This window comes from Lactobacillus sp. Sy-1 (genome assembly GCF_019303535.1).
Classification (GTDB): domain Bacteria; phylum Bacillota; class Bacilli; order Lactobacillales; family Lactobacillaceae; genus Nicoliella.
On record NZ_JACCIU010000001.1, the window covers coordinates 579690 to 603574 of the forward strand.

At 43.6% G+C, this 23885-nt stretch carries 7 protein-coding genes; 5 read left to right on the plus strand and 2 right to left on the minus strand.

Features of this window, described 5'->3' with window-relative positions; all coding sequences use genetic code 11:
• Window positions 1-6: 6 nt before the first annotated feature.
• On the minus strand, window positions 7-402 hold the full coding sequence (locus HZL42_RS02140) for a hypothetical protein (RefSeq protein ID WP_219054067.1): 396 nt from the start codon (window positions 400-402) through the stop codon (window positions 7-9).
• 79 nt (window positions 403-481) lie between these two features.
• Window positions 482-1471: a D-2-hydroxyacid dehydrogenase gene (locus HZL42_RS02145; protein ID WP_219054068.1), complete on the minus strand. Its 990-nt coding sequence runs from the start codon at window positions 1469-1471 to the stop codon at window positions 482-484.
• Window positions 1472-1842: 371 nt separating this feature from the next.
• Here HZL42_RS02145 and galE point away from each other — a divergent pair, with 371 nt between their 5' ends.
• The 5 genes from galE (at window position 1843) to HZL42_RS02170 (ending at window position 23815) form a co-directional block, all read left to right on the plus strand.
• Window positions 1843-2841: a UDP-glucose 4-epimerase GalE gene (gene galE / locus HZL42_RS02150; RefSeq protein WP_219054069.1), complete on the plus strand. Its 999-nt coding sequence runs from the start codon at window positions 1843-1845 to the stop codon at window positions 2839-2841.
• Between the two features lie 72 nt (window positions 2842-2913).
• Complete coding sequence (locus HZL42_RS02155; protein ID WP_219054070.1) at window positions 2914-3813, plus strand: aldo/keto reductase; 900 nt, start codon at window positions 2914-2916, stop codon at window positions 3811-3813.
• 87 nt (window positions 3814-3900) lie between these two features.
• Entirely contained in the window at window positions 3901-4056 is a 156-nt protein-coding gene (locus tag HZL42_RS02160) for a hypothetical protein (RefSeq protein WP_219054071.1), read from the plus strand.
• A 182-nt stretch (window positions 4057-4238) separates the two neighbouring features.
• Window positions 4239-4535, plus strand: coding sequence for a hypothetical protein (locus HZL42_RS02165; RefSeq protein ID WP_219054072.1), 297 nt, complete (start codon window positions 4239-4241; stop codon window positions 4533-4535).
• Between the two features lie 71 nt (window positions 4536-4606).
• The gene (locus HZL42_RS02170; protein ID WP_219054073.1) at window positions 4607-23815 is read left to right on the plus strand and encodes a hypothetical protein; all 19209 of its coding nucleotides are present in this window, start codon (window positions 4607-4609) and stop codon (window positions 23813-23815) included.
• The last annotated feature ends 70 nt before the right edge of the window (window positions 23816-23885 follow it).

Below are 23885 nucleotides of genomic sequence, written 5' to 3' on the forward strand. Positions count from 1 at the left end.
AGTAAATTACTTAAGCACCTTGTCTACGACTCCTTCAACAGAGTCCTTAGCAAGTGGCTTGTATTCGTTCTTCTTTTCATCTAATTCGTAGGCTTCAACATCGTTTAAACCTTCAACGTCGATGTCCTTGTAGTCCTTACTATCGTTAACGGCCTTCTTAATTTCCTTACCGGTACCGTATAATAAGAATCCGCGGGAATCCTTCTTGAATAGTAAGTCAGCTAAAGTCTTACGGTAGTCTTCAGCCTTGGAGTCGCTACGGTCGATGGTTTCTGAAAGGTTCAAAAGGGTATTCCAACCATCAGTAGGGGTAATGGTATCTTCCTTTGCACTCTTCTTAACGTCGTTTAAACGGTGTTCTACTTCTCTGGTTTCTAAATGTTTGTTTTGCTTATCACTCATAAGTAAGTCCCTCTTTATTTAAGATTTGAATAATATACCACTAATTTATCACATTAACTAAGATAGTCAAGGATTATGACTAGTTAACGGGACTGAATGGGGTTTCCCCATCAATGATTTGCTTGGCGTTGTTCAATGAAATTTGGACCATGTTTTTAACTGCCATGTCGGTGTAAAAGGCAATGTGGGGAGTTAAAACCACGTTCTTCATTGGTAGTAGGGTATCAATATATGGGTTGCCAGTTTTATCACCAGGCACCTTGTGGGAGAAGTAGGCGTCTTCGTCTTCGACCGTATCGAGTCCAGCGGATTGGATTTCGCCGTTCTTAAGGGCGTCGATTAAGTCGGGAGTGTTGACCACTTTCCCCCGTGAAGCGTTGATAAAGATGGCGCTCTTCTTCATCTGCTTAAAGCGCTTAGCATCCATGAAGTGGAACATATCATCAGTTAATGGCGTATGCATGGTTACAATGTCCGCTTTAGCAAGTAGGGTGTCGTAGTCCACGTAGTCGAGCGTGTCAGCTAGTTCGGGCCGGTGAATCGGATCGGTTGCGATTACGGTTGAACCGAGGGCCTTGAAGATTCTGGCAACGGTGCTCCCGATTTTACCAGCTCCGATGATGCCGACGGTGAGGTTATGGATTTCTGGGGCTTCTACTCCAGCCCAGCTGAAGTCGTTATGGTGTTCGTTGACTTCGATCATGTGAATCTTTCTGAGCATCGTCATTGTGAGGGCGAGCGTGTGTTCTGCTACCGAACGGGGGGAGTATGCTGGAACGTTGGTGACCGTGATGCCATTGTCGCGGGCGGCCTTTAGATTGTAGATTTCATAACCAGTACTCCGTACGGCGAGGTTCTTAATGCCGTGCTTAGCAAGTGCTTCGTACACCTTAGGGTCTTCCAGTGGTTCTAGTTGTAGAACGGAGATTCCGTCGTACCCTGCTACCTTGTCAACGTTATCCAGGCTAAGTTGTTCTGGAGTGGCATCGACGGTTACGTTGTTAGCGTCCGCCCATTCCTTAGTTGCTGGTTGTTCATCTGGTCTGGTTCCAAACATCAAAATTTTCATTAGTAAATCCTCCTAAAATAAAAAGCCACCCCTAGATTATCCATGGGTGGCATTTGTTATGCCCACCCGCGCTTGCGATATAACTGCGTGGGTGGTTTAAAATCAACTTAAAGTGATTTTGGCATCACACAGAAATGAACGCAAGCGTGTGAAACGCCAAAATCGAGCACTAATATTTAACTGAATGTCGTTTTTGATCATTATTAAAAACTCCTTAGATATTAGTTACCATTATCATACAATTTTAATTACAAAAGTCAAGATTTCCTTTATTTTGTTTAGTAATGCTTAAGCCTAATTGCAGACGCCGGTGGAATATAAGATAATTGGATTATCGATTTTAAGAGAACAAGAGAAAGTGAGATGTAAGTATGGCAATTTTGGTTACAGGTGGTGCTGGATACATTGGTTCAGAGACCGTCGCAACATTGATTAAGGACGGTTACGAAACCATCGTCGTTGATAATCTATCAACAGGGCACGTCAAAGCCATTGACCCTGCAGCAGAATTTTACGAGGGGGACGTTCGGGACCGTGAGTTTCTAGACTACGTTTTTGCCCACGAATCAATTGATGCGGTCATTCATTTTGCTTCTGATTCAATCGTGGCGGACTCGATGAAGGATCCGCTCAAATATTTTGATAATAACGATGGTGGGACAATTTCATTGCTGGAAGCAATGCGCGATCATGGGGTTAAGAAGCTCGTCTTTTCATCGACGGCAGCCGTTTACGGCCAACCAGATGAAATGCCAATCAAGGAGGATGCGCCTAAGCACCCCACGAATGCGTACGGCCAAAGTAAGTGGATCATGGAGCAAATGGCCCACTGGGCAGACGTTGCCTATGGGATTAAGTTTACGGCGCTGCGTTACTTTAATGTTGGTGGTGCCAGTCGCGATGGTGTGCTAGGTGAGGATCATAATCCTGAAACGCACTTGATTCCAATCATTTTGCAGGTTGCTAATGGTCAACGCGATGTCTTTAAGATGTTTGGGGATGATTACCAGACCCCTGATGGGACCAATATCCGCGACTACGTTCACGTTGTTGACCTTGCTAATGCCCATGTGCTGGCAATGAAGCGCCTCTTGAACGGCGGCGATTCCACTGCCTTTAATATTGGGTCTTCGCACGGTTTTTCTAATTCGCAGATTTTGCAGGCGGCCAGAAAGGTAACTGGTGATCCAATTGAGACTGAAAAAGCGCCCCGGCGACCGGGTGATCCAGACGAACTAGTGGCCGATTCGACACGGGCGCGGACCGAATTAGGTTGGCACCCCCAATTTGACGATATTGAATCGATCATTAGTGACGCTTGGCGATTTAAGCAGGCCCACCCGCACGGTTATGAAAAGCGGAAACAATAAGCAATTTAATTGCAGTTTACCCATGATTCCTTTACGATGATATTGTAAATAATATTATTAGGAGGGACCATCATGGAAGGATTAACCACAACTACTAAGTTAAACAATGGAGTTGAAATGCCACGACTCGGAATGGGTGTTTGGAAGAGTGATAACACGACTGCTAAGCATTCTGTGATCGAAGCTTTAAAGCATGGCTACCGGATGATTGATGTTGCTAAGCAATATGGAAATGAAGCCGGGACTGGAGAAGGAATTAAGGAAGGATTGGAAGCCCTTGGGATGAACCGCAAGGACCTCTTTGTGACTACCAAGATTTTCAATGGGGACCAAGGTTACGATTCAGTGCTCCACGCTTTTGAAGGTCAATTAAAGCGTCTCCAGTTGACTTACGTGGATCTATTGTTAATCCACTGGCCAGTTGACGGCAAGTACATTGATACTTGGCAGGCCATGGAAAAGCTTTACCATGATGGCAAGGTTCGTGCGATTGGGGTTTCGAACTTCAATAACGAAAGAATGGACGATTTATTAGCCCATGCGACCGTTACCCCAGCCGTTAACCAAATGGAATTTAATCCCGTTTGCCAAGATGTAGACATTATTAAGCATGATAATCACTTGGGAATCCAAGTGGAAGCCTGGTCACCACTTGGTGGCGGGGAATCATTAAATAACCCTGAAATTAATAAGCTCGCTGAAAAGTACGGGAAGTCTGCAGCACAAGTTATCCTTCGTTGGGACTGGCAACGCGGGATTGTGACAATTCCAAAGTCTAGTCACGAAAAGCGAATCGTTCAAAATAGTGACATTTTCGACTTCGAACTTTCTGCTGAAGACGTGGAAACAATTAATAAATTAGATCAGGACAAGCGTTCTTTGACTTACAACATGTTCCAGTGGCACAACCCTGATGGTGCTCCGGATGACGTTGATAAGTGGGATGACTCTCCTGTCAACTACAAAGATTAATTAAGAATCGAATCAAAAAGATCGGTAATTTAAATTTACTGGTCTTTTTTTTCGTAATTAATAGTATAGTAGAAGGGAGGAACTAACATGGAACATAAAAACAAATCTGCACATCCTGATACGCATGGCTTTTTTCAAGATGTGGAATTACTAAAGGCTGATTTAAAGCGCATTAACGATCAATATCCAGACGACCCTGAGCGTGCAGCTGAAGAAGTAAGAAAGTTGTGGGAGTCAGAATAGATTAGGGCAGGGGGGCTTTCAAAAGAAGGCGCCCTTTGTTAATAAATTATTAATTTTAGATTAAATATAATGTTTCAAACCACCTTTCATTAGTGTTATGATATAAGGGAGTATTTATTAAAAGTGTTTAATGGGATATTTACCTTAAAAAATAATTTATGTCGATAAAGGAAGTGGTAATTATGACGGAAGAATTAAATAATAGTAGTGCTCACGTTAATAGTCGCCATCAAGCTGACTCTTCTAAATCAATGACTCTAGCTGACAAACAAGCAGAGCTCCGCAAGTTCGTGTCGCTTTCTGATATTCAGTTACAAGCGCTCATCGACCGGATTTCTCCAGATGCTAGGAGCCGCAAGGTTATGCAAGAGGATTTAGCCAAACAAAGTAATCTCATGAAATCGCAGATTGAAAAAGTTACGTCCATTCAAGAAGCCGATCAGCTATACGAAAAGTTTGAAAACCAGTTCAAACAATAAACCGTGATACGTCATATTACTAAACTTATCGAATCAATTATCAATAACGTTAACAGGAAGGTGCAATACTTATGGGATCTGAAGCCAATCAAATAAATTCGTCAGCTAACAACACACTTTCAGCCGCTTCCAGTGCAGCGCTGGCTGGTTTTAGTGGTGTTGATAGCCAATATGGAGTGGCTGCTAAAAATTCAATTGACGCAATCGTTAAATCGATGGCTGTTGATATCCAAAATACCGATGTTTCTCAAACTCCGATCGTTGAGTCACTTACTTCAAAATCGGTTTCATTAATTAATTCAGCAGCACAACAAGTTGTTTTAGAATACGCTAAAGCAGCAATTTCAAACTCAGTTAAAATTGCCAACAATCGGGCCCAAGAATTGGACGACGTTGCTAAAAGTAGTGCAACGGTTGCAATTTCTTACTTTGCAGGTTCCGCATATGGAGAAGCATCTAATTATGCTACTCCATCGGAAGCAACTTCAGGAGTGAATGCGTTCACTGCTGCTATTAATAGTGCCATTAATAATGCAAACTTCTCATCTGCTAACGTCGTGGTTACCAAAGCCGCTGAATCACTTACTTCAAAGACTAATTTAATGCAAAGTACTGCCGCTGAAAAAGCCAGTCAAGCTATCGAAACGACTGCTAATCAAGTTATTAATGCAATTAAGACCCAGGCTGCGGACATTAACGCTGCGGATTCATTAGCCCAAAGTGGGGTCGAACAACTTGAATCATTAGCTAGCGAATCCGTTTTAACTTCCGCAAATGCGGCCGTAGAAGACGCTTACCACCGCTTTAAGAATGATTTAGTGCAAGTGTCCGATGCAGTGGCTAAGGACGCCTTAGCCGCAATTGAAGACGTGTTAGCACCAGTTTACGATCAAATTGAATCTAACGTTGCCGAACCACTTAGTGCGAGTGCGGACGCAAGTAATGCGATTAGTTCAATGAGCCGGATTTTTACCAGCTATGGGAACAATTTAGTTTCAGCTGGGGTTAAGGAATACACTAGTTCGGCTTACGCCACGGTGGGCTACTTGAACGATGATGATTTGTTGACTGCCAATAGCATGATTTCTAGTGTTGCGGACGATGTTTTATCTAGTGCTGATAGCATTAACACCAGTGCTGCTGATGCAGTAAATCGTTTTTATGGATTGATTCCATATGCATCACAATCAATTAAGTCGATTGCCGATGAAGTTAACATCCATTATGCTGCATCTGCATTAAGTACTGAATCTGCAAATGCTGGGGTCCGGGTGCATCAAGTATCAACTGACTTAAAATCCACGTTTGCCAGTGCCGTTAGTTCTTATACTGATCAGGTACAAAGCCAGGTGCGGGGACTAGCTAGTCGTCCTGACATGCTGCAAAACACGCTTTATTCAGCAAGTAATGAAATTGATGCAATGGCTAATTCAGCAATTGCTTCCGACCCATACGCTTCTGCGTGTGCTTCCGTGGATACCGCTTATTCTGAAGCTAATGACCAGTTAAACTTACTATCATCAGACGCAATTTGGAACGCTTCCAGTGCCGTAAACGTGGCAATTAAGGATGCGTATCTTGCTGCTGATGCTAATCGCAATGACCAAGCCCAATTGAATCAAATTGGTGAGAAAATCTACAGTACCGTTTCCCAGGTTATCCATAGCTATGCAACTTCGGCAGCCTTTTCTCAACTAGCTGGTGCTTCCGCAGCAGCCAATTCCATGATTGAACAACTCAGTAACGTTGCTGATCAAAAGAGTGCCGCAGATCGCTTGAGCCAGATTCATGATGACGCTAAACGGGCGGTAGAAGTTGCCCCTAATATCCACTTGACTGCTAAGTCAGGGGTTAGCACGATTGAATCCGTGGCTGCTGACTTGATCAGCACTGACCCAACGGTTTCTGCATACTATGCGGTGCAAAATACGCTTAGTTCTGCTGCTGCCAAGGGAGTTTATCTCGACCAATTTAGTCACGATAACGCTACAAGTGAAGTTACTCGTGTGGCCAATTCTGCTAGTTCCGCCATCAATGAAGACATTGGGAATGCGAACGCCTTAAGCAAGGATGTTGACCAGGCTTCTTTAGCTGCGGATGAAATTATTAACCGCTATAACGTTAATTCAGCTCAGTCTGCAATGAACGAACTAGCAAGTAGTGCTAAGCACGATATGCGCAATATTGCTGACGATACGGTTTCATTCCAAGCTTCCAGTGCGGTTACTTCAATTCGGGTATCATTAACTGCAACCCTTAACCGGGCTTCAGACCGACTTTCTACCATTTCTTTAGCGATGAGTTCTGCTAACTCATCCATCGATAGTATCACCGCTCGTTACGTGGGGGCTGATATCGCTGCAGCTGCTTATTCCAAGGTGGATTCAGTTGTCGCTGCTGCCACTTCTGCGGCCGCTGAATTTGATGAAAGCAACCAGGGCAATGCTGATAGCGAGGTTGCCAAACAACTCGATAGTACCTACAAGGAATTAGCCACCACTCGTGATCATAATGGAGTGGCTTCACAAGCTAGCCAAACCATCTACTCGGTATTGAATCGTTACACGTTATCATACACTAGCGTTGCATTTAGTAGCGCTACCAGTTCTGCCCAGTCCGAGCTAGACTCCTATGGCGTCTTAGACGGTGATGCTACTAATCAAATCCATCAATACATTCAGTCTGCATCTGAAAACATCAAGAAGGATGCGCGCCTTTCTGACGTCGTTTTATTAGACCTTAGAAATGGACTTTCCGCGGTTGATTCATATGTTAATCACTTAATCAGTAGTAATTCCAATGCATCTGCAATTAGAGCGGTTGAAAGTTATGCAACCGAATTAGTAGCTGATCGCTCAGCTGCTAATTTTGATTTTGCTAACTTTAGTAGTGCTGTTACCAAGACCACTGCGACTAATTGCTCAACCATTCGGGCGGTCGAAGATAAAGCAACCATTGATCAATTAGTGGACGTTACCGGGACTGAAAATACGGAACATTTCAAGAGCAACGTGGCTGATTCCGCAATTACTGCGGTGTCCTTAGTTGCCGATGATGTGCGGACTAAGCTGACCCAGGCTAGTTTGACTGCTGATTCCACGATTAATCAATTGGTGGATAAGTACGTTACCTTAATTAAAAAGGACGCTGAAGAGTCTAAGTTTGCCGATCTTGATAGTAAGAACGGGATTCGTGCGCTTAAGCGATTATTCGCAACCACCGTTAACGATCACCCAAAGGTGGCCCAAGTTTATCGAATCGATTCATTAGTTAGTTCTGCCAATTCAATGGCAGTAAACTACATTTCTGATTCAGCAGACGTAGCATTGAGTCGGGACCTTTACCGGGCGGCAAGCAGTGCTAAGTTAACAATCAATAGTGCTGATAACGACCTTCAAGTATCGAACGCTGCTGATGATGCAAATAACACGATTAATTCAATCGTTAATTCGCATATCGCAGCTAGTGCATTAGAAACAATCGAATCTGCTACGATGGTTTCCATCGATGATGTTGCCGACATTAAGAACTCCGGTAAGTTAATCGATGCGCAAAATGAAATTCATTCGATGGCGCAAGATGGGTTTGACTTAATCCGGGCTGATGAAGCCAAGCCAACCGTTGTAAATACCGACGTTAGAAATACCATTAATAATTTGAACTCCATGGCCCAGGCCGCAATCGGTGATGACTCTACCGCCGCTGCCCTTAGCCAAGTTCATTCCATGGCTAATAGTGCTAAGTCCAGCGTTTCACTTGAAAATAGTTCGGCTGCGCTTAATTTTGATAGCTCCGTTGCAAAGTTAGTTAATCAATCGACTAATGTGATTACTAGCGACAAGGGTGAATCATTAATTGCGCCTGAATTAACCACGCTTAAGCAGGATTTAGACCAGTTAGCAGACCGATTTAAGCTTGATTCTGTTAACGCTAAAATTACTGACGCTGCAGATAATGCCAAGCTTCAATTTGACATGCTTCGTGGCGCCGATAAACTCACGTTAATTAGTCAGCTGGATGCGCTGGTTGACGGTTCTGAAGAATTATTCAAGACCGATTTAAACTCCCCAGCAGCCTTAAAGACCGACATTAATAACGTTTTATTTAGTCTGCGTGAATTTGTTGATGCGACGATTTCCAATAATCGCTTTGCAACCGCTAAGTACGACTTAAACTCAGCATTATCATCTGCTGATAGTACTGCTGCAAAGTTATCCGGAAGCATCGCTGCCAACTTAAATAGTGACATCGCTAGTGCCGACCATGAATTTTCTGAGCAGCTGAGTTTTGCTGATGATGACAATGTTCAATCAGCTGCTAGTTCAGCAGTCAATGCGCTTGGAACGACCGTTAATAACTACGTTGCGACCTATGCTAATGAAATGATTAATAACGCTGCTGCAAAGCTCTTTGCTAGTGCACGCACGTACCAAGGAATTAATCGGACGGCGCTTGAAAATAACTTTAATACCATCTTAGAGAAGGCTACTAATACGATTCAAAGTGATAGTAGCGATATTTCACTTGCCGTATTGGATGCCAAAAACGCAATCAATGCTCTATACAATGAATTTAGGGATGTTGTTACTGCTAATGGTGAATCTAAATATCAATACACCCTTAATAATTTGAAGCGTTCTGCAGTTGCTGCTGCTGGATCAATGGATAGTTTTACGGCTGCTAACATGGCCAGTGCGTTAAACAGCACTGCAATTGCTGCCAGTGGCCATTCTAACGTGGCCAGCGCTCAAATGAGTAGCGTTGTGAACGCCTACCATGCTTCTAACGCGCAATCTGAGGTGGTTGCCGCAGCAACGGCTGCTCACCGTCAGGTTCTCCAACTCAGTAACGTTACCAAAATTAGTACTTCTGCTGCCATTAATAACGTGGTGGCTTCAACTAGCTCTGAAATCAACGCTGATGTTCAAGAAGCGAAGTTTACCAGCTTGGATGCTAAGGATGGAATTGTTGCCATCAACAAGATTCTGGATTCCGCAATTGCTGATGACTTCCGGGCTTCAACCAATAGTTTTGCTGCCAGTGCCACTAGTGCGGCTTTTAACCGTTTAGGCTCATTAGATTCGCACACGTCACTAGTTGCTTCCAATCAAATTCAACAAATTGTTGATCGGGCCGCTAGTAACAACCAAGCTCCCCGTTCACTAGCTCATGAAATTAACCAAGTAGCAAATGAATATCTAATTCAATCCGCTACCAGTGCGGTAAGTGCAGCTGCTGATTCAGTTCGGGACCAATTAAAAACCAATTCTGATCGTTCAACCATCATTAGTGAAATTAAAAAGATTGTTGATGACACCAATCAAAAAGTACGGGTGGATGTTGAAAATCCGGCTTATCTTTCACTAGATATCGATAATGGAATAGCTGCATTGAACGGCTTAGTCGCTGAATTCCAAGACGATAAGGTTGCTGCTATCAGTGCTGAAATCAACTCTTCAGCTAGTGATTTGAACCAAATTGTTACGGCTGATGAATTGGCTAAGACCAACATCAGCAGTGCTGCTGCCAGTGTTGCGCGGATTGCAGCTAAGAATATCGCAAACGTTATTTCTGACTCTAATGCTGTGGCTGCGTTTACCAATTCCGCTGCTAACCAATTTGACGACATTCGGCGTTCCTACTTTGCGAGTTCAGCAAATAACACGATCGAAAGCGCCGTTGTTAGTGCCAAGTCACACGCTGCCGTAATTGCTGATCCTAATAATCTAGACCGAATCAACGCCCAATTTAGTGGGGTGGCTGAAAGCTTTAAGCAGCTAGTAAGTAGTGATGCAATTAGCTCCAGCCTAGCTTCATTGGATGCTGATAATGCTGTTCTAGAAATTAACCGCATCGCTTCACAAGCGGTTGATGATAGTCCGGTTGCTTCCACTAAGTATGCTGTAAGCAGTGCAGTTAGTGCTGCATTCAGTAACGCTACTTTAATGACGCGTAGCCAAAGCGATAACTATGAAAGTGCAATGGCTAAGGTGGTTGCACCAATTGATAGCATCAATAGCCAGGCTAGTTCTGGATTAGGGAGCCTCGTTGACTCCGTAATGAGTGGACTATCTTCTGTTGCTAACCAATATTATGGTCAGTGGGCTACTAGTGCAGTGAGCCAAGCTGCCGATGATTTATTTACAGCTGCTGGTCACTACAATGGCGATGTTGCTAGTGAAGCTGCTTCACTAGCTACCAAGTATCAATCCGAGTTCAGTAGCCAGTTTGAACGTGATTACAGCGATGCTGATTTGATCGTCTTAGATGCTCAAAATGCGGTTAAGTCGATTAATTCAGCTGCTTCCGAAGCCGCTTATAACGACTCGATTGCGTTTGCAAACGCTGCAATTAGTGACCAAATCAGTAGTGCTAATTCCGTGTTGACCCAATTGAACGGCCATACTGATAGCACCGCTGACATGCAAATGGATAGTGTTGCCAACCAGGCGAACGAAAAACTAGGCTCCGTTTACAGTAACTTGAATGCTGTAATGATGGTAATTAACTCTGCTTCCGGAGCAATGAATGACATCGCAAACTTTGTAATCGTTAGTTCTGCACATTCAGCAGTGGGCAGCGTTGCCGATTCACTAATGGTGCGGGCGGTTGAATTAACCGATGGAGATAAGCAATCCACCTTAATTAGTTCGGTTAAGAACACCGTTGATACGCTTGATAACACGATTGATGCCCATTCTAACTACCCAGTTTCAGTTTCCATGGCTGCTGAGAGTGGAATGCATTCCCTCGCCGACAGTATGTTTGAAGAATTCAAACAAAACCGTTCGGCAAGCGCTGAAATTGCTTTGCAATCATTAGCTTCTTCAGCTGCAACTCAAGTCGGGGATTTGGATTCCTTCGCAAGTGCGAACTTCAGTAGTGCTGTTGGTAGCATTAGTCGGCGGACGAATGCTTATTTGGCTGATCAATTTAACAGCCCCAAGCGGGTGGAGTCAGAAATTAAGTACGCCGGAAAGGCAATCAAAAAGCTGATTCAAAATGCCATTGCGGATTCCGCAAATGCGTCTGTTGATAGTGAAGCTGCGTTGATTAAGGAACAGTTACCAACGATTGCGGATGAAGAACTCAGAAGCAGTGTTACCAGTGAAGTTGACGAACACTTGACCAAGGCTCAATTCATGATCAAGAGTGATGCTTTTGATTATCAATTAGCGAGCCTAGATGCTTATAACACAGGCGTTTCTATCAACTCCATTGCTAGTTCAGCATTTCGGGCTGACTCTACCGCTGCTCAGTCACTAGCTAACCGCAGTGCGCTTTATTCAGCACACGCTAAGATTGGTTCACTAAGCGGTCTCCAATCAGTTACGTTTGATAGTCAAATTGCTGATTTAAATACCAGTAAACCAGCTGAATACCAACGTGAATTAGACTCAATCGCGAGTGAATTCATTAAGGATTCTGCTGAAACCAAGTTGAACACGACCCTGGCTAGCGCTAGTGTGCGTGCAAACGTAGTTAGTGATACCACCAGTAAAAATAATTTAATTCAAGCAATTACTCAGCGAGCTGAACAGGCAAGTATGGCAATTCAAATTGATGCTCAAAACGCTAAATTTGCTTCCCTAGATGCAAATAATGCTACGAGTACCATCTCTTCAATGGTAAATGAAGCCATTGAACGAGATTCAGTTGCCTCAGCTAGCGTCATGATTCAAAAGGCTGCCGATTCAGTGATTGCCCGGATGGGTTCATTGGCTAGTGACCAACAAATCCGCTTTAACAAGCAGGTTGATGGGATTACTAGCAATGCCAATACTTCGTTGATTGGCCCATTCGCTGATAAAAATAATGTAATTAGCCAGGCCAGCACCCAGATTGAAAACCTTGCAAATGCTTACTTATTAAGTTCTGCCTATAGCGCAGTTGATGAGTTGGCTTCTTCAGCGAGCGTTCAAACCGCTGACCTTTCAGTTAATGATTCGTTAAGTGTAAAGACTTATATTGACAGTGCGTTAAGCTCTGCCGACTCACAAATTAGTGCCCACAGTGCTTCTGATTCATTGATTGCCGATGCGGTTAATGATGCTAATAATACGGTGGAAAACCTTGCCAGTGCTGCGGTTAATAATTCACCAATGGCAGCAGCTAAGCACAGTTTAGCCTCCGTTCGAAGTAGTGCGACTGTAATTGCTAGTTCATTAAGTGGGCGCAATGCTGCTAACTTCAGTAGTGCAATTGCGAGCGTTAACGTTCAAGCAATTGATAGTTTCACTGCCGACGATGCGACTGCTAACCAACAGGCATTGCAAAGCGCTGCTCAATTGATGAGAAACATCTCTAACTTCCATGCTGCCAAGGGGGCTCTTGGTCAGATCATGGATGCTGCGAGTGCTGCTGAAACTAAAATTAATCGGATGGCTGATGATGATAAGCGGAACACGGCATTAACTGATATTGCTAACACAATTGATGAATACCGGCTTAGAATTCAAAATGATACCGATAATCTTAAGTTAATTAACTTGGATGTTATTAATGGCCAAAATGAATTAGCAAACGTAGCTAATAATGCCATTAAGGCTGATGAGGTTGCTAAGGCGCTTGCTGATCTTGACAGCCACGCCAACACCGTTGCTTCAGGTGCCGCTAACTTTAGTTCACTAGCCAGTGCTAACTTAAGTAGTGCTGTGAATGACTTGACCAGCACGGCGGTTAACGACATGGTTTCCGTTAAGAACGACCCCGCTGCAATTAAGGGCGTTCAAGAATCTGCTGAACAAAAAATCAATCAGCTCTTTAATAGCTATGTTACTGATTCAGCAGTTTCAGAATTGGATTCCATGCGTGCCCAATTGAAACACCGCATTGGGGATATTCAAGTTGCTTCAGTTGCTAATGAAATCAACACCCACTTGAACGCATTCCAGAGTAGCGTTGCTAGTCAGGTCGCAAAGGATGCCCACTCTAAGGCGTTTGTTGACCTAGACTTGCGGAATGCTAATTCATACATGAATAGTTTTGCCGATAGCAACGTTCAAAGAGATGTGATTGCCAGTGCCGCTTATGATATTCAAGGGCTGATTACGGCTGCTAATAGTCGGGCTCAGCACTTATCAGGAAGCGCTGCTGATAACTTCAGTAGTGCCATTAATAGTGTGTCTAGACAGGCAACTCACGCTGCTAGTGGGGTTAGTGATTATCGGACGTTAGATACCATCATTTCTGCTACTGATAAAGAAGTTAGTTCGACGGTTGGGAACTACCTAGTGGCTTCAGCGTATGCTAAGCTCTCAACGGTTACTAGTGAAGCTAGTGCTGCCATGAACTATGTTGATGGTCAAACTAAGATGGATGCGAATAAGGCGGTTAATTCAGTGGCTAACTCCGCTGCTCAGTTAATCCACGGGGATTCCACCGATGACCAACTGATTAGTCTAGACGTTAAAGAGGGAATCCAAGCGATTACTTCCATCACTAACTCAGTGGTTGCGAGTCAACCATTTGCGAGTGCCCATTCAGTAGTTGCCCACACCGCTAGTGTTGCTATGCAAAGGGTGGGAAGCTTAAGTTCATTCGCCTCCGCAAACCTCAGTAGTGCCATGAACCGCTTTAAGAATGAAGCCCACGCAAGCATGACTTCATTCGGTGCTGACGAAGCTGCAATTGACTCGGTTCAAAATGAATTTGTGGAATCAATTAACGATGTGGCCAATAGCTACGTTGCTAGTTCTGCTTCTGAATTAATTACCCATGCAACTGACTCTGCTTATAACGTTATTAATCAATTTAATAACTCAGAAGCTACTTCTACTGCTAATGAAACCATTGATAATACGCTTAATACCGTTGCGGATAACTTTGCTAAGGACAGTAATAATGCTTCATTGATGGCATTGGATGCTGCAAATGCAATTGATTCAATTCGTTCTGCCGCTCAATTCATTACGACTACCGACGAAGTAATTTCTGGAAACGTTTCAGTTCGGAGTGCTGCTGACTCTGCATATTCAGCAACCGCTGGATTAGGGCGCCCAACTCAATTAAATAAACAAATTAAAACCGTCATTGCGGACACTACCGGGCGCTTTGCTAATGGCGAAGACGTTGATATGGTTGTTAAAAATGCCAATCGTGACATCAACAAGTACGTTAGTGAGTTTGTTAATACCACTGCTGAAATCAAGTTAACTCAATTAATTGGTGAAGCACAGACCCGTTTAGGACGGCTCCTAGATGGCACTGAATATAACTTTGCTGTTGATCGAATTAAGGAATTCACTAATAACGCTAGAAAAACAATTCAAAAGGATGCTTACAGTGGAGAGTTAATCACCCTTGACCTAGTAAACATTGAACGTGAATTGAGTGCATTAGAAAATAAGATCATTAGTGAAAACCGCCTGGCAACTGCTTTAAATGCAGTTGATAATCATGCGAGTGCAGCCGTTAATAACCCATATCTATCAACTGCTGATGATCACTACTTGAACTTTAGTAGTGCTGTGAACTCAGTTGTGCGGGACTTTGATGCTGATGATGATCAAGTGGAAACTAATAATGCCTTTAGCCAAATTGATAGTCTTTCACAATCATATGCGGCTAGTCAGGCCGTTAACTTCCTATCAGTTCAAATTAGTAATTTAGATACGCAGGTTCGCGACCTCAGTAACTTTGTTACTCAATCGTCTGCTTACAGTGCAATTCATGAAATTGCTAGTCAAGCAGTAATTAACATCCGGAGTGATAATGCTGACTTTGGTGCGGTTTCATTAGACGCAGATAATGCAATTAGTTCTGCAAATGCAATCCTTGCCAGTGCCGTTTCCAACGACTCAATCGCAGCTGCTAAGCGCAACGTTAGTTCGGTTTACTCAGAAGCTGCCAGTTTTGCGACCCGCTTAAGTTGGAATGACTCGGTTGAGTTTAGTATGGCGATTGCTAGTCAAGATGCTAAGACCTCCTTTGGGACGGATGCTAATAATGCATCACTAGAAGTGGCGACCGAAAGTTTTGTTCGGAGCCTTGCCAATAGCTACGTTGCTAGTTATGCCAACTCATCCATTAGTGATACTGCTAGTAAAGCAATTGCAGACCTTCGGAACATATCTGATTCCGAAGCTAAATCAACCTACGTAGGCACGATTAAAAACGTGGTTCGTGAAATTACGAACACGATTGCATCCGATACTGCCAGTCAAGATCTGGTTAATATTGATGTCCAAAATGGGATCAATATGATTAACAGTCTGGCAGACTCAATGGTTAGAAATGATCCAACTGCTGCTGGTCAATACATCATCGCTAGTGCTGCTAGTTCAGCATTTGATGGGATGGCTAGTGGCAATGCCTTGGATGAAGCTAACTTCACCAGTGCCATTAATAGTGTGGCTGCCCAGGCTAGTTTATCAGTGAGCCTGGTTAGTAAGAACCTCGGATTAGTTAATCGGGCTGCTACTTCATCCACCAACAAGATGAACCGGTTAGCCGTTAACTACCGGAACTCACTTGCCCAGGCTAGTTTGAGTAGCGTCTTTACCTCAGCTAGCGCCACCGTTGATTACTTTAGCAATGAACAGACTAGAAATAGTGTCATGGCGGAAATCAATTCTGCAAACGAATACTTCAGTTCTTTAATTAGCGCTGATGCTTACAGTGCTGATTATGTTGACTTAGACCTTGAAAACGGGATTAGTAAAATTAATCGGACAGTTGATAGTTCTGCTGACTTTGATACCGCAGTTAAAATTCGCTTACAGCTAGCTTCAACAGCTGATCAAGCTAGTTTCAGACTATCATCGTTAAGCTCAAGTGTAAGTGCTAACTTCACTAGTGCTGCGCAGAAGGTTACTTCTCAAACGAATGGAATTATTTCATACGCTAATAGTGACGTAAACCTAGTTTCAGCTGCTACTAGTTCTACAACAACGACGTTGCTCAGCTTAGCTGACAGCTACATGGCTAGTTCTGCTACGTCTGCAATTGATTCAATCGTGGCCACTACTAAGGACCATTCATTGAACCTATTTGCCAATGCCGACGTACGTCAAATGATTCTTAGTCGGATTCAAGAACTTCAATCAGCCGGTTATACAACCATCGAACGCGATTCTGCTGATGATGATTTGTTGGCGTTGGACGTTCGCAATGTGGAAGCAAGAATTTCCGCTGCCGTTGCCAAGGCAGTTAATAATGATGTCTACGCATCTGCAAACTACCATGTTCAATCGGTTTCTAGCTCATTGATTGCTGCTAATCAAGTTGAAGATCCCGTTGAAGTAGCACGGTTGAAACTGGAAATCAATAGCGCTGCTAAGAAGGCAAAGACCGATATTAGTGGGGCGGGGATGAACAATGACTTGATTCACGTTACTGTTGACTCGACTTCTTCATTAATGAGTAGTATTGCCCAAAGCTTTACCGTTAAGGCGGCTAGAAATCAAGTTAGTTCATACGTTGATAGTGCTAACAGCGCGCTTAGTTGGTTCAGCAGTAATGATGACTACCGGGCTAGAGTTGCCGTGGGAGTGAACTCATTAGCTGCACAAGTTAATAATCAAATTGAACGCTACGCAAGTGATGAAAATGCTAGAAAGTTAATGACTAAAAACGGTCAAAAGTCACTAGCTAACTACGTGGATACTTTGGTCCATCAAGAACCACAAGCATCCGCAAGTTACGCAGTGGCCGGATTTGCCAGCTCTGCAACCAGCGCAGTGGCTAGCATTAGTGGCTCTAGTCAAGCTAACTTCAATAGCGAAGTAGCAATGACCGCTAGAAGCGCTGATGAAATGAACGGTAGTATCGTTGATGATTCTGAAACGGCTGAGAAGTTAACCAACTCGGTTGCTGATGCGTTCGACCAGGTTGCTCGTAAGTACGTGGCGGATGGCGGTTATACCGCATTGGATACAATTACTAGTTCGGCTTATGATGTATTCTATCAATTTGGATTAAATGAAGACCAATTCGAGGGACCACTACAAGACTTTGCTCGTGAGTACAACAGTATGGTGGATAGTGACGCTGCTAAGCAATCAACCGTGTTACTCGATTGTCATAATGCCAGTTTGGAAATGAGTCGTTTAATTGAGGACATTGCTGCTGATGACTTAAACGCTTATTCTAAGTGGCAGGTACAAAGTGGTGCGGACTCCATTGTGAATAGTCTAGGAACCATCAGCAATGCTAGTTCCGCTGCTAACTTCAGTAGTGCAATGAATTCATTGGTTACATCTGCTAACGTTGCAATCGATAATGGTCATGATGATGAGTCGCAAGTCAATCAAGAAGTAACCGCTGCTAATACAGCCCTTCAAAACCTTGCAAACAGTTATGTTGTTGATTCTGCAAAGAATAAGGTGGCCCAAGCTCAATCTAGTGCGAGTGCATTAGTTAGTCAATTCGATGTTGCTGACCAGTTAACTTCGGTTGCGAATGCATACACAGAAATGGTCAACCAAGATAGTGCCAATAGCGCGTTTGCTTCGTTGGATGCTGATAATGGTTCCTTAGCGTTAGCTTCATTTGCTAAGCAAACCATCAGTAAGTCATCACAAGCTGAGCTTAACTACCAAGTTAACTCCGCAGCAAATACGATGGCATCTGCTGCAGCTCAGTTTGCTAGTGATGATCAAGTCCGGTTTAGTAGTGCGATTGCGAGTGTTGTTAGTGCTGCTGGAATGGTTCGATTGGTTGATGAACGCCACTTGAATCAAGTGGTTACGAGTGCCAGTCAACAAATGCACTCGGTTGCAAACTACTTCATTGGTAAAACAGCGATGAGTGAAATCGATGTTGCTACCACCAGTGCTAGTCAAAGGGTTGCTTTATTGCATAATGATGCTGCCAACGTGGTAATGAGTAGCGCTGCCGCTAGTGCTAATAGTGCGGTGATTGCTTACTCTAGTAATCCACTTGCAACGTCACTATACGCACACGATGGTGTGATTGCAGCAAATTCACTTGCTGATAGTTTGATTGCTGAACATCCATTTGCTTCTGCAATTGACCGGGTGAACCAGTTGGTTGACTCTGCCACTCACGATGTCTTGATGAGCGACAGCTTAGCTGACATGAACTTCTTGAGTGCGGTTGCTAAGCAAAGTAAGTACGCAACAGAACAATTTAGTGCTGCTGCAACGAATGATTCAGAGCTGAATTCATTAGCTAATCAGGCCGAAATTGCGATTACTTCAGTTGCCAATAGTTACGTTATGGATTCTGCCGGCGTGGTATTGAGTTCTGCAACTAGCTCTGCTGCTTCAGTGGTAAATGAAATTACCAACAACGTTGAACGTTCACAAGCAATTAATTGGATTAATAATCAAGCCAGTGTTGCAAGTGAATTGATCGCAACGGATGTTAATAATGATTCTCTAGTATCATTGGACCTTGATAATGCCATTATTTCGATTGGCTCGGTTGCTAATAGCGCAACTGAACATGATGCTCAGATTACTTTCAATAACTACATTACTAGTGCTTTCGATAGTGCTAATTCGCAAGCATCAGAACTAAGTGGGAGTTTGGCTGAAAATTACGATAGTGCAGTTAATAGCGCGAATAAATCGATTCGGGCTGAACACCAATCTGGAGCGGAACTCGATTACGAATCAATTGATTCAGCAACGTCATTATTTGCAAGCATTGCTGCGGATTACGTTACTAGATCGTCAATTCAAATGATTGAAGATAAGATTGCTTCATTGAATGCAACCGCATCACTAGGAACTGAATTCAATAACCAATTGGCATTTGTGAAGAGCATTTCAGAACAAACGATTCGCAACGATAGCTACGACGTCAAGCTAGCAACGCTCGATGCTGTTAATGCAGTTAATGCAATTCAAAAACAATTTGATAACTTGGTGGCTTCAAATCAATCACTATTGTTCCACCATCAATTAACTAGTCAGGCTAGTTCTGCTAGTGAAAAGGTGGGAACCATGAACTCACACAGTGCTGCTAACTTCAGCAGTGCTGCTAGTCGAATTGCCAACAACGCAATCAACCAGGCCAATACCTTTGGTCAATCGGATGCGGTAGTTGCTAGTGCTGCTAGTGCGATGAATAGCCTTGCTAACGGCTACATTCTGAACTCTGCAATGACTTCGTTGAATTCAATCGTTGATTCTGCGAACGTTAAAATTGCAACCGTTGATAACTACGTAATCGTTGAAAATGCAATTAACAGTGCCGCAACTGAAACGAGTGCTGCCATCATTAATGATAGTAATGATTCGGCAGTGGTTTCCCTCCGGGTTGCTGATATGCGGAGTCATGCACAATACTTGGTTGACAACGCAATTAGTTCAGATCGGACCGCTTCTGCAATGAACACGATTTATCAAATTGCTGATTCATTAATGAGTGACGCCGAATTGACTGGCCATGCGCAAGCATCATTTGCTTCCGTTACCGCAAGTACTGCTAGTTCAGCTAGTTACGACTTGCTTGGCCAAAGCAACATTATCAATACGATTAATAATGCTAAACAAACGCTCAAGCAGGCTGCTAACCGCTTTGTGGTTGAAACTGCAAATGAAATCGTGAATAAGGCGCTTGATATTGCTAATAACCAGGCCGTTGAAATCTATGACATCCATAACCGGAATAAGACGATTTCTGCAATCGGGGCGCAAGTAAGTCACGCCCGGCAATTAATCAAGGAACACGCTAATAATCCGTTCTTTGCCTATCTAGATGCGCAAAATGCCGCTGCTAAGATTGCTACGATTACCAGCGCTGCAGTTGGTTCAGATACGATTGCAACTGCCATTCTATCTACCTCCCGAGCTGCTGATCGGGTCGTAAAGAAGTTACGGCCATTGATTGACGAAAACGAAGAGTTCAGATTGAATAACCGCTTATTGAACATCGTTGACCAAACGAACCGTTCAATTAACGTTAATGCTGAAGACTCAGCAGCAGTTAGCTCACATGCAACGGCTGCCGAATCAGCCTTTAACTCAATCGCAAGCAGTTATGTTGCTGAATCTGCTAACTCCATCGTTACTGCTGCCAGTGATTCCGCAACCATTCAAATTGAAGGGTTGGATGATACTGAATCTAGAAATGAAACCAGTCAGTTCATTTCATTGTTGGTTGACTCTGCTAGTTCAGCCATCGATAGTGATGCTAGTAACATTGCATACGCTTCATTGGATGCCACTAACGCTTCATCTGCAATTACTAGTTTGACCGCTCAGGCAATCAATGCCGACCCAAGTGCATCTGCAAATGCTACGATTTCAAAACAAATTGCATCTACTGCCGATACGTTGTCCGGGATGAAGACGAGCGACCGCAATGCCTTTAGTTCGGCTGTGCTTTCAGTTGTGGTGTCTGCGAACGTTCAGTTTGCTAGTGCTGCCAGTGATGCGAGTGCAATCTCCAATATCACTGACCAAACGCTTACGCAGTTGGATAGTGTTGCCCGTGAATTCGTGGTAACGTCTGCTAAGGCGGTTGTAAACGGGGCGGCCAGTGCTGCTACCCACCTGTTGGATTCAATGTTTGCAAACTCATCTGCCAACGTTTACAGTTCAGTTGCCAGCGTTGTGAACCAAGCAATCGTGGCTGTTAATAGTGATAGTAGTAACTTTGCGACCGTTTCATTGGATGCTTACAATGCTTCTAGTGCAATCGATCAATTAGTTAAGACGAACGAAAATAGTTACGCGCACTCTGCAATTGATTCACAAGCTAGTTACGCCAATTCACTTGCTGACGTCTTGAATGACGCCCTCAGACCAGTTGCGGTAAACGGAATTAGCTTGCATGCCAGTGCTGCTCATAGTGCCGTTAATCTCCACTTTGGGCAAGCCCAAGCAACCCTATCGGATGTTAATTCAGCTGCTAGGGCAATGGACAGCTTAATCAACGAATACGTGGTTAAGGATCCAGTGGCATCTGCCCACTCAATTGTTGCCAGTGCTGCATCATCTGCTAACGTTAAGGCTGCCAACTTGAATGATAGTTACTTGGCTGATATGAGTACTTCAATTTCAAGTGCCGCTACCCAGGCAAATACGTTGATTGCAATGAACCCAGCTAACTCTTTGTTGGATTCACAATTAGCTAGCGATGCTGCTAGTTCAATGAACAGTTTCGTTAACATGTATGAAGCTGCTGCTGCGAACGAAGCCACTACTAGTTACGCTGCTTCAGCATACGCTCAAATTGACTTGATGGATGATGAATTCAAGCAACTTGCTAACCATGAAGTGGCAATGGAAGTTGATAATGCTAAGCAAGCATTTTCTGTAAATGAAGATGACCCTCGGGCAATCTTCGACAACGTGCAAAGTGCTGCTGATAACATGAAATTCTTGGTTGCTAACTACATTGCTAAAAACAGTAACGCTGTGGTTGAAGCTAAGCAATCATTTGCTGCTGATATGGATAGCCTTGCTGGTGACGTATACAGTCAAGCCCGGGTATTGAGTATCAATAACCGTGGTCAAATTAATAGTTTGACTGGTTCCGTTGCGAACTCTGCTAGTGCTAGCGTTAGTGGGGCAACAACGATTAGTAACGTTGCTTCAACTTTCCACAGTGCGAATGCATTAATTGGGAGTGTTGCTAGTGTTGCAATTAACTTTGCTCGTGATACCGCACGTGCAGAATTAGCAAACGTATTGCATGATGCTGATCAATCATTGAACTCAATGGAACCAAGTGCTAAACAAGCGGTTACCGCTTCGATTGATGCTTTGATGTCCGGAGTGCAAGGGCGGATTACAATTGCCAACAATACGGTGGAAATTGTCAACGAAACCCAGTCACTGGTTAATCAAGTTCATGAAATGGTTACATCTGCATTGTCTGCTAACCTGCGGAATATTAAGGATAGTTACAAGACTCAAATCTTGAACGCCGCAACCACTGCGTACCAAGACGTCAATGGGCTTGATTCTAATGCTCAATCATTGACGAATGCTGCAATTAGTATGGCGGCTAGTGATGCCAATGCTAATATCGATCAAACCAACCAGTTGGCTGAAATTCAAATGCTTACCAGCGCCGGAATTGCTTCCATTAATGAAGCATCCAGTGTGGCAGTAAGTAACGTGAAGGCGAGCGGGAATTCACTAATTGCCAGTGCTGCTAACTCAGCTACCGGACGGACCGCAACCTTATCACCAGTTGATAAGTCTACTGCAACTAGCATCATTACTTCATTGGCTAGTGTTGCTAACATGGACTTGAACACCGCTGCTAACGTTGAAGAAGCTTCCGTTGCAATTACCTCTGGTGCTGCAGCGATTGCTTCCGCAATTGATTCTACAATTGCCAGTGTTATCAACAGTGCCATGGCCATGGCTAATAACTTGGCAGCCCAAAACGAACGGGATTCGATTAGACTCCAAGTTAAGAGTGCTGCGAACGCCGCTTATGCTTCCACAGCTAGCTTAGACAGTAGTGCTGCCAGTGCGGTAAACGAATACGTTACCAGAACGGCAAGTATTGCTGATCGGCAAATCATTGCTGCTGAAAACGAAGAGGAAGTGAACGAAATTGCTCGTTCCGGAGTTGCTGCATTACAAAGTGCAACTAACTCTGCTGCTGGCATTTACGTTTCATCCCTCCGGACCAGTGCAGAATCAATGGTTGATTCTGCGGCTAACTCAGCATTTATGTTGACCGACGCCTTTAACGAGGCGACCCGTTACTCGATGAACCGTGCCATCGCTCAAATTGCCGATGGGACTAAGTTCGAATTACGGGGAGCTAGCGATGCGGACCGGGCAAACCAATTGATTAGTTTAACCGTTGATAACTTGAACAAGTTAATTGATGAAAATAATTACAGTCAATTAGATGGTAACCGGGCAGCTGCTAAGACTAAGGTGAGCGAAAATGCCCAGTCAGTAATTGGCTCATTGGGCTCAATGAGTGCAATTTCAAAGCAAACGATTACAAAAGCGATTAACGAAGAAGTTAATAGTCTCTACTCCCGCATTAATAAGTCCCATACCGCAGTTGAGATTAAGAACGTCGTTGATTCTTCTAAGCCTAAGTTTGAATCCAAGATTACAATGGTTAACTCTCGTGAGATGGAACTCTCTAGACAAGCTGCTAAGCAAGTGTTGAAGGAAAATTCCAGAAATGCATACACTAAGGTGGCTAACCTTAGTGAGATGATTGTCGATACCGCAGAGGAAACGATTGATGACTTGATTGAACGGGCTTACAAGGATATTGACGTGGCATTGACTGTCGATAAGGTCACTGAGATTACTAATCGGACCAGTGGTGATATTAATAACATTGTTAAGGAATCAATTTCAATGAATGATAAGATGAAATAACTAATTCATTTTGAAACGCTTAATCAAAAAACGGGAATTTATTTCCCGTTTTTTTGTGGGTTGAATAAAC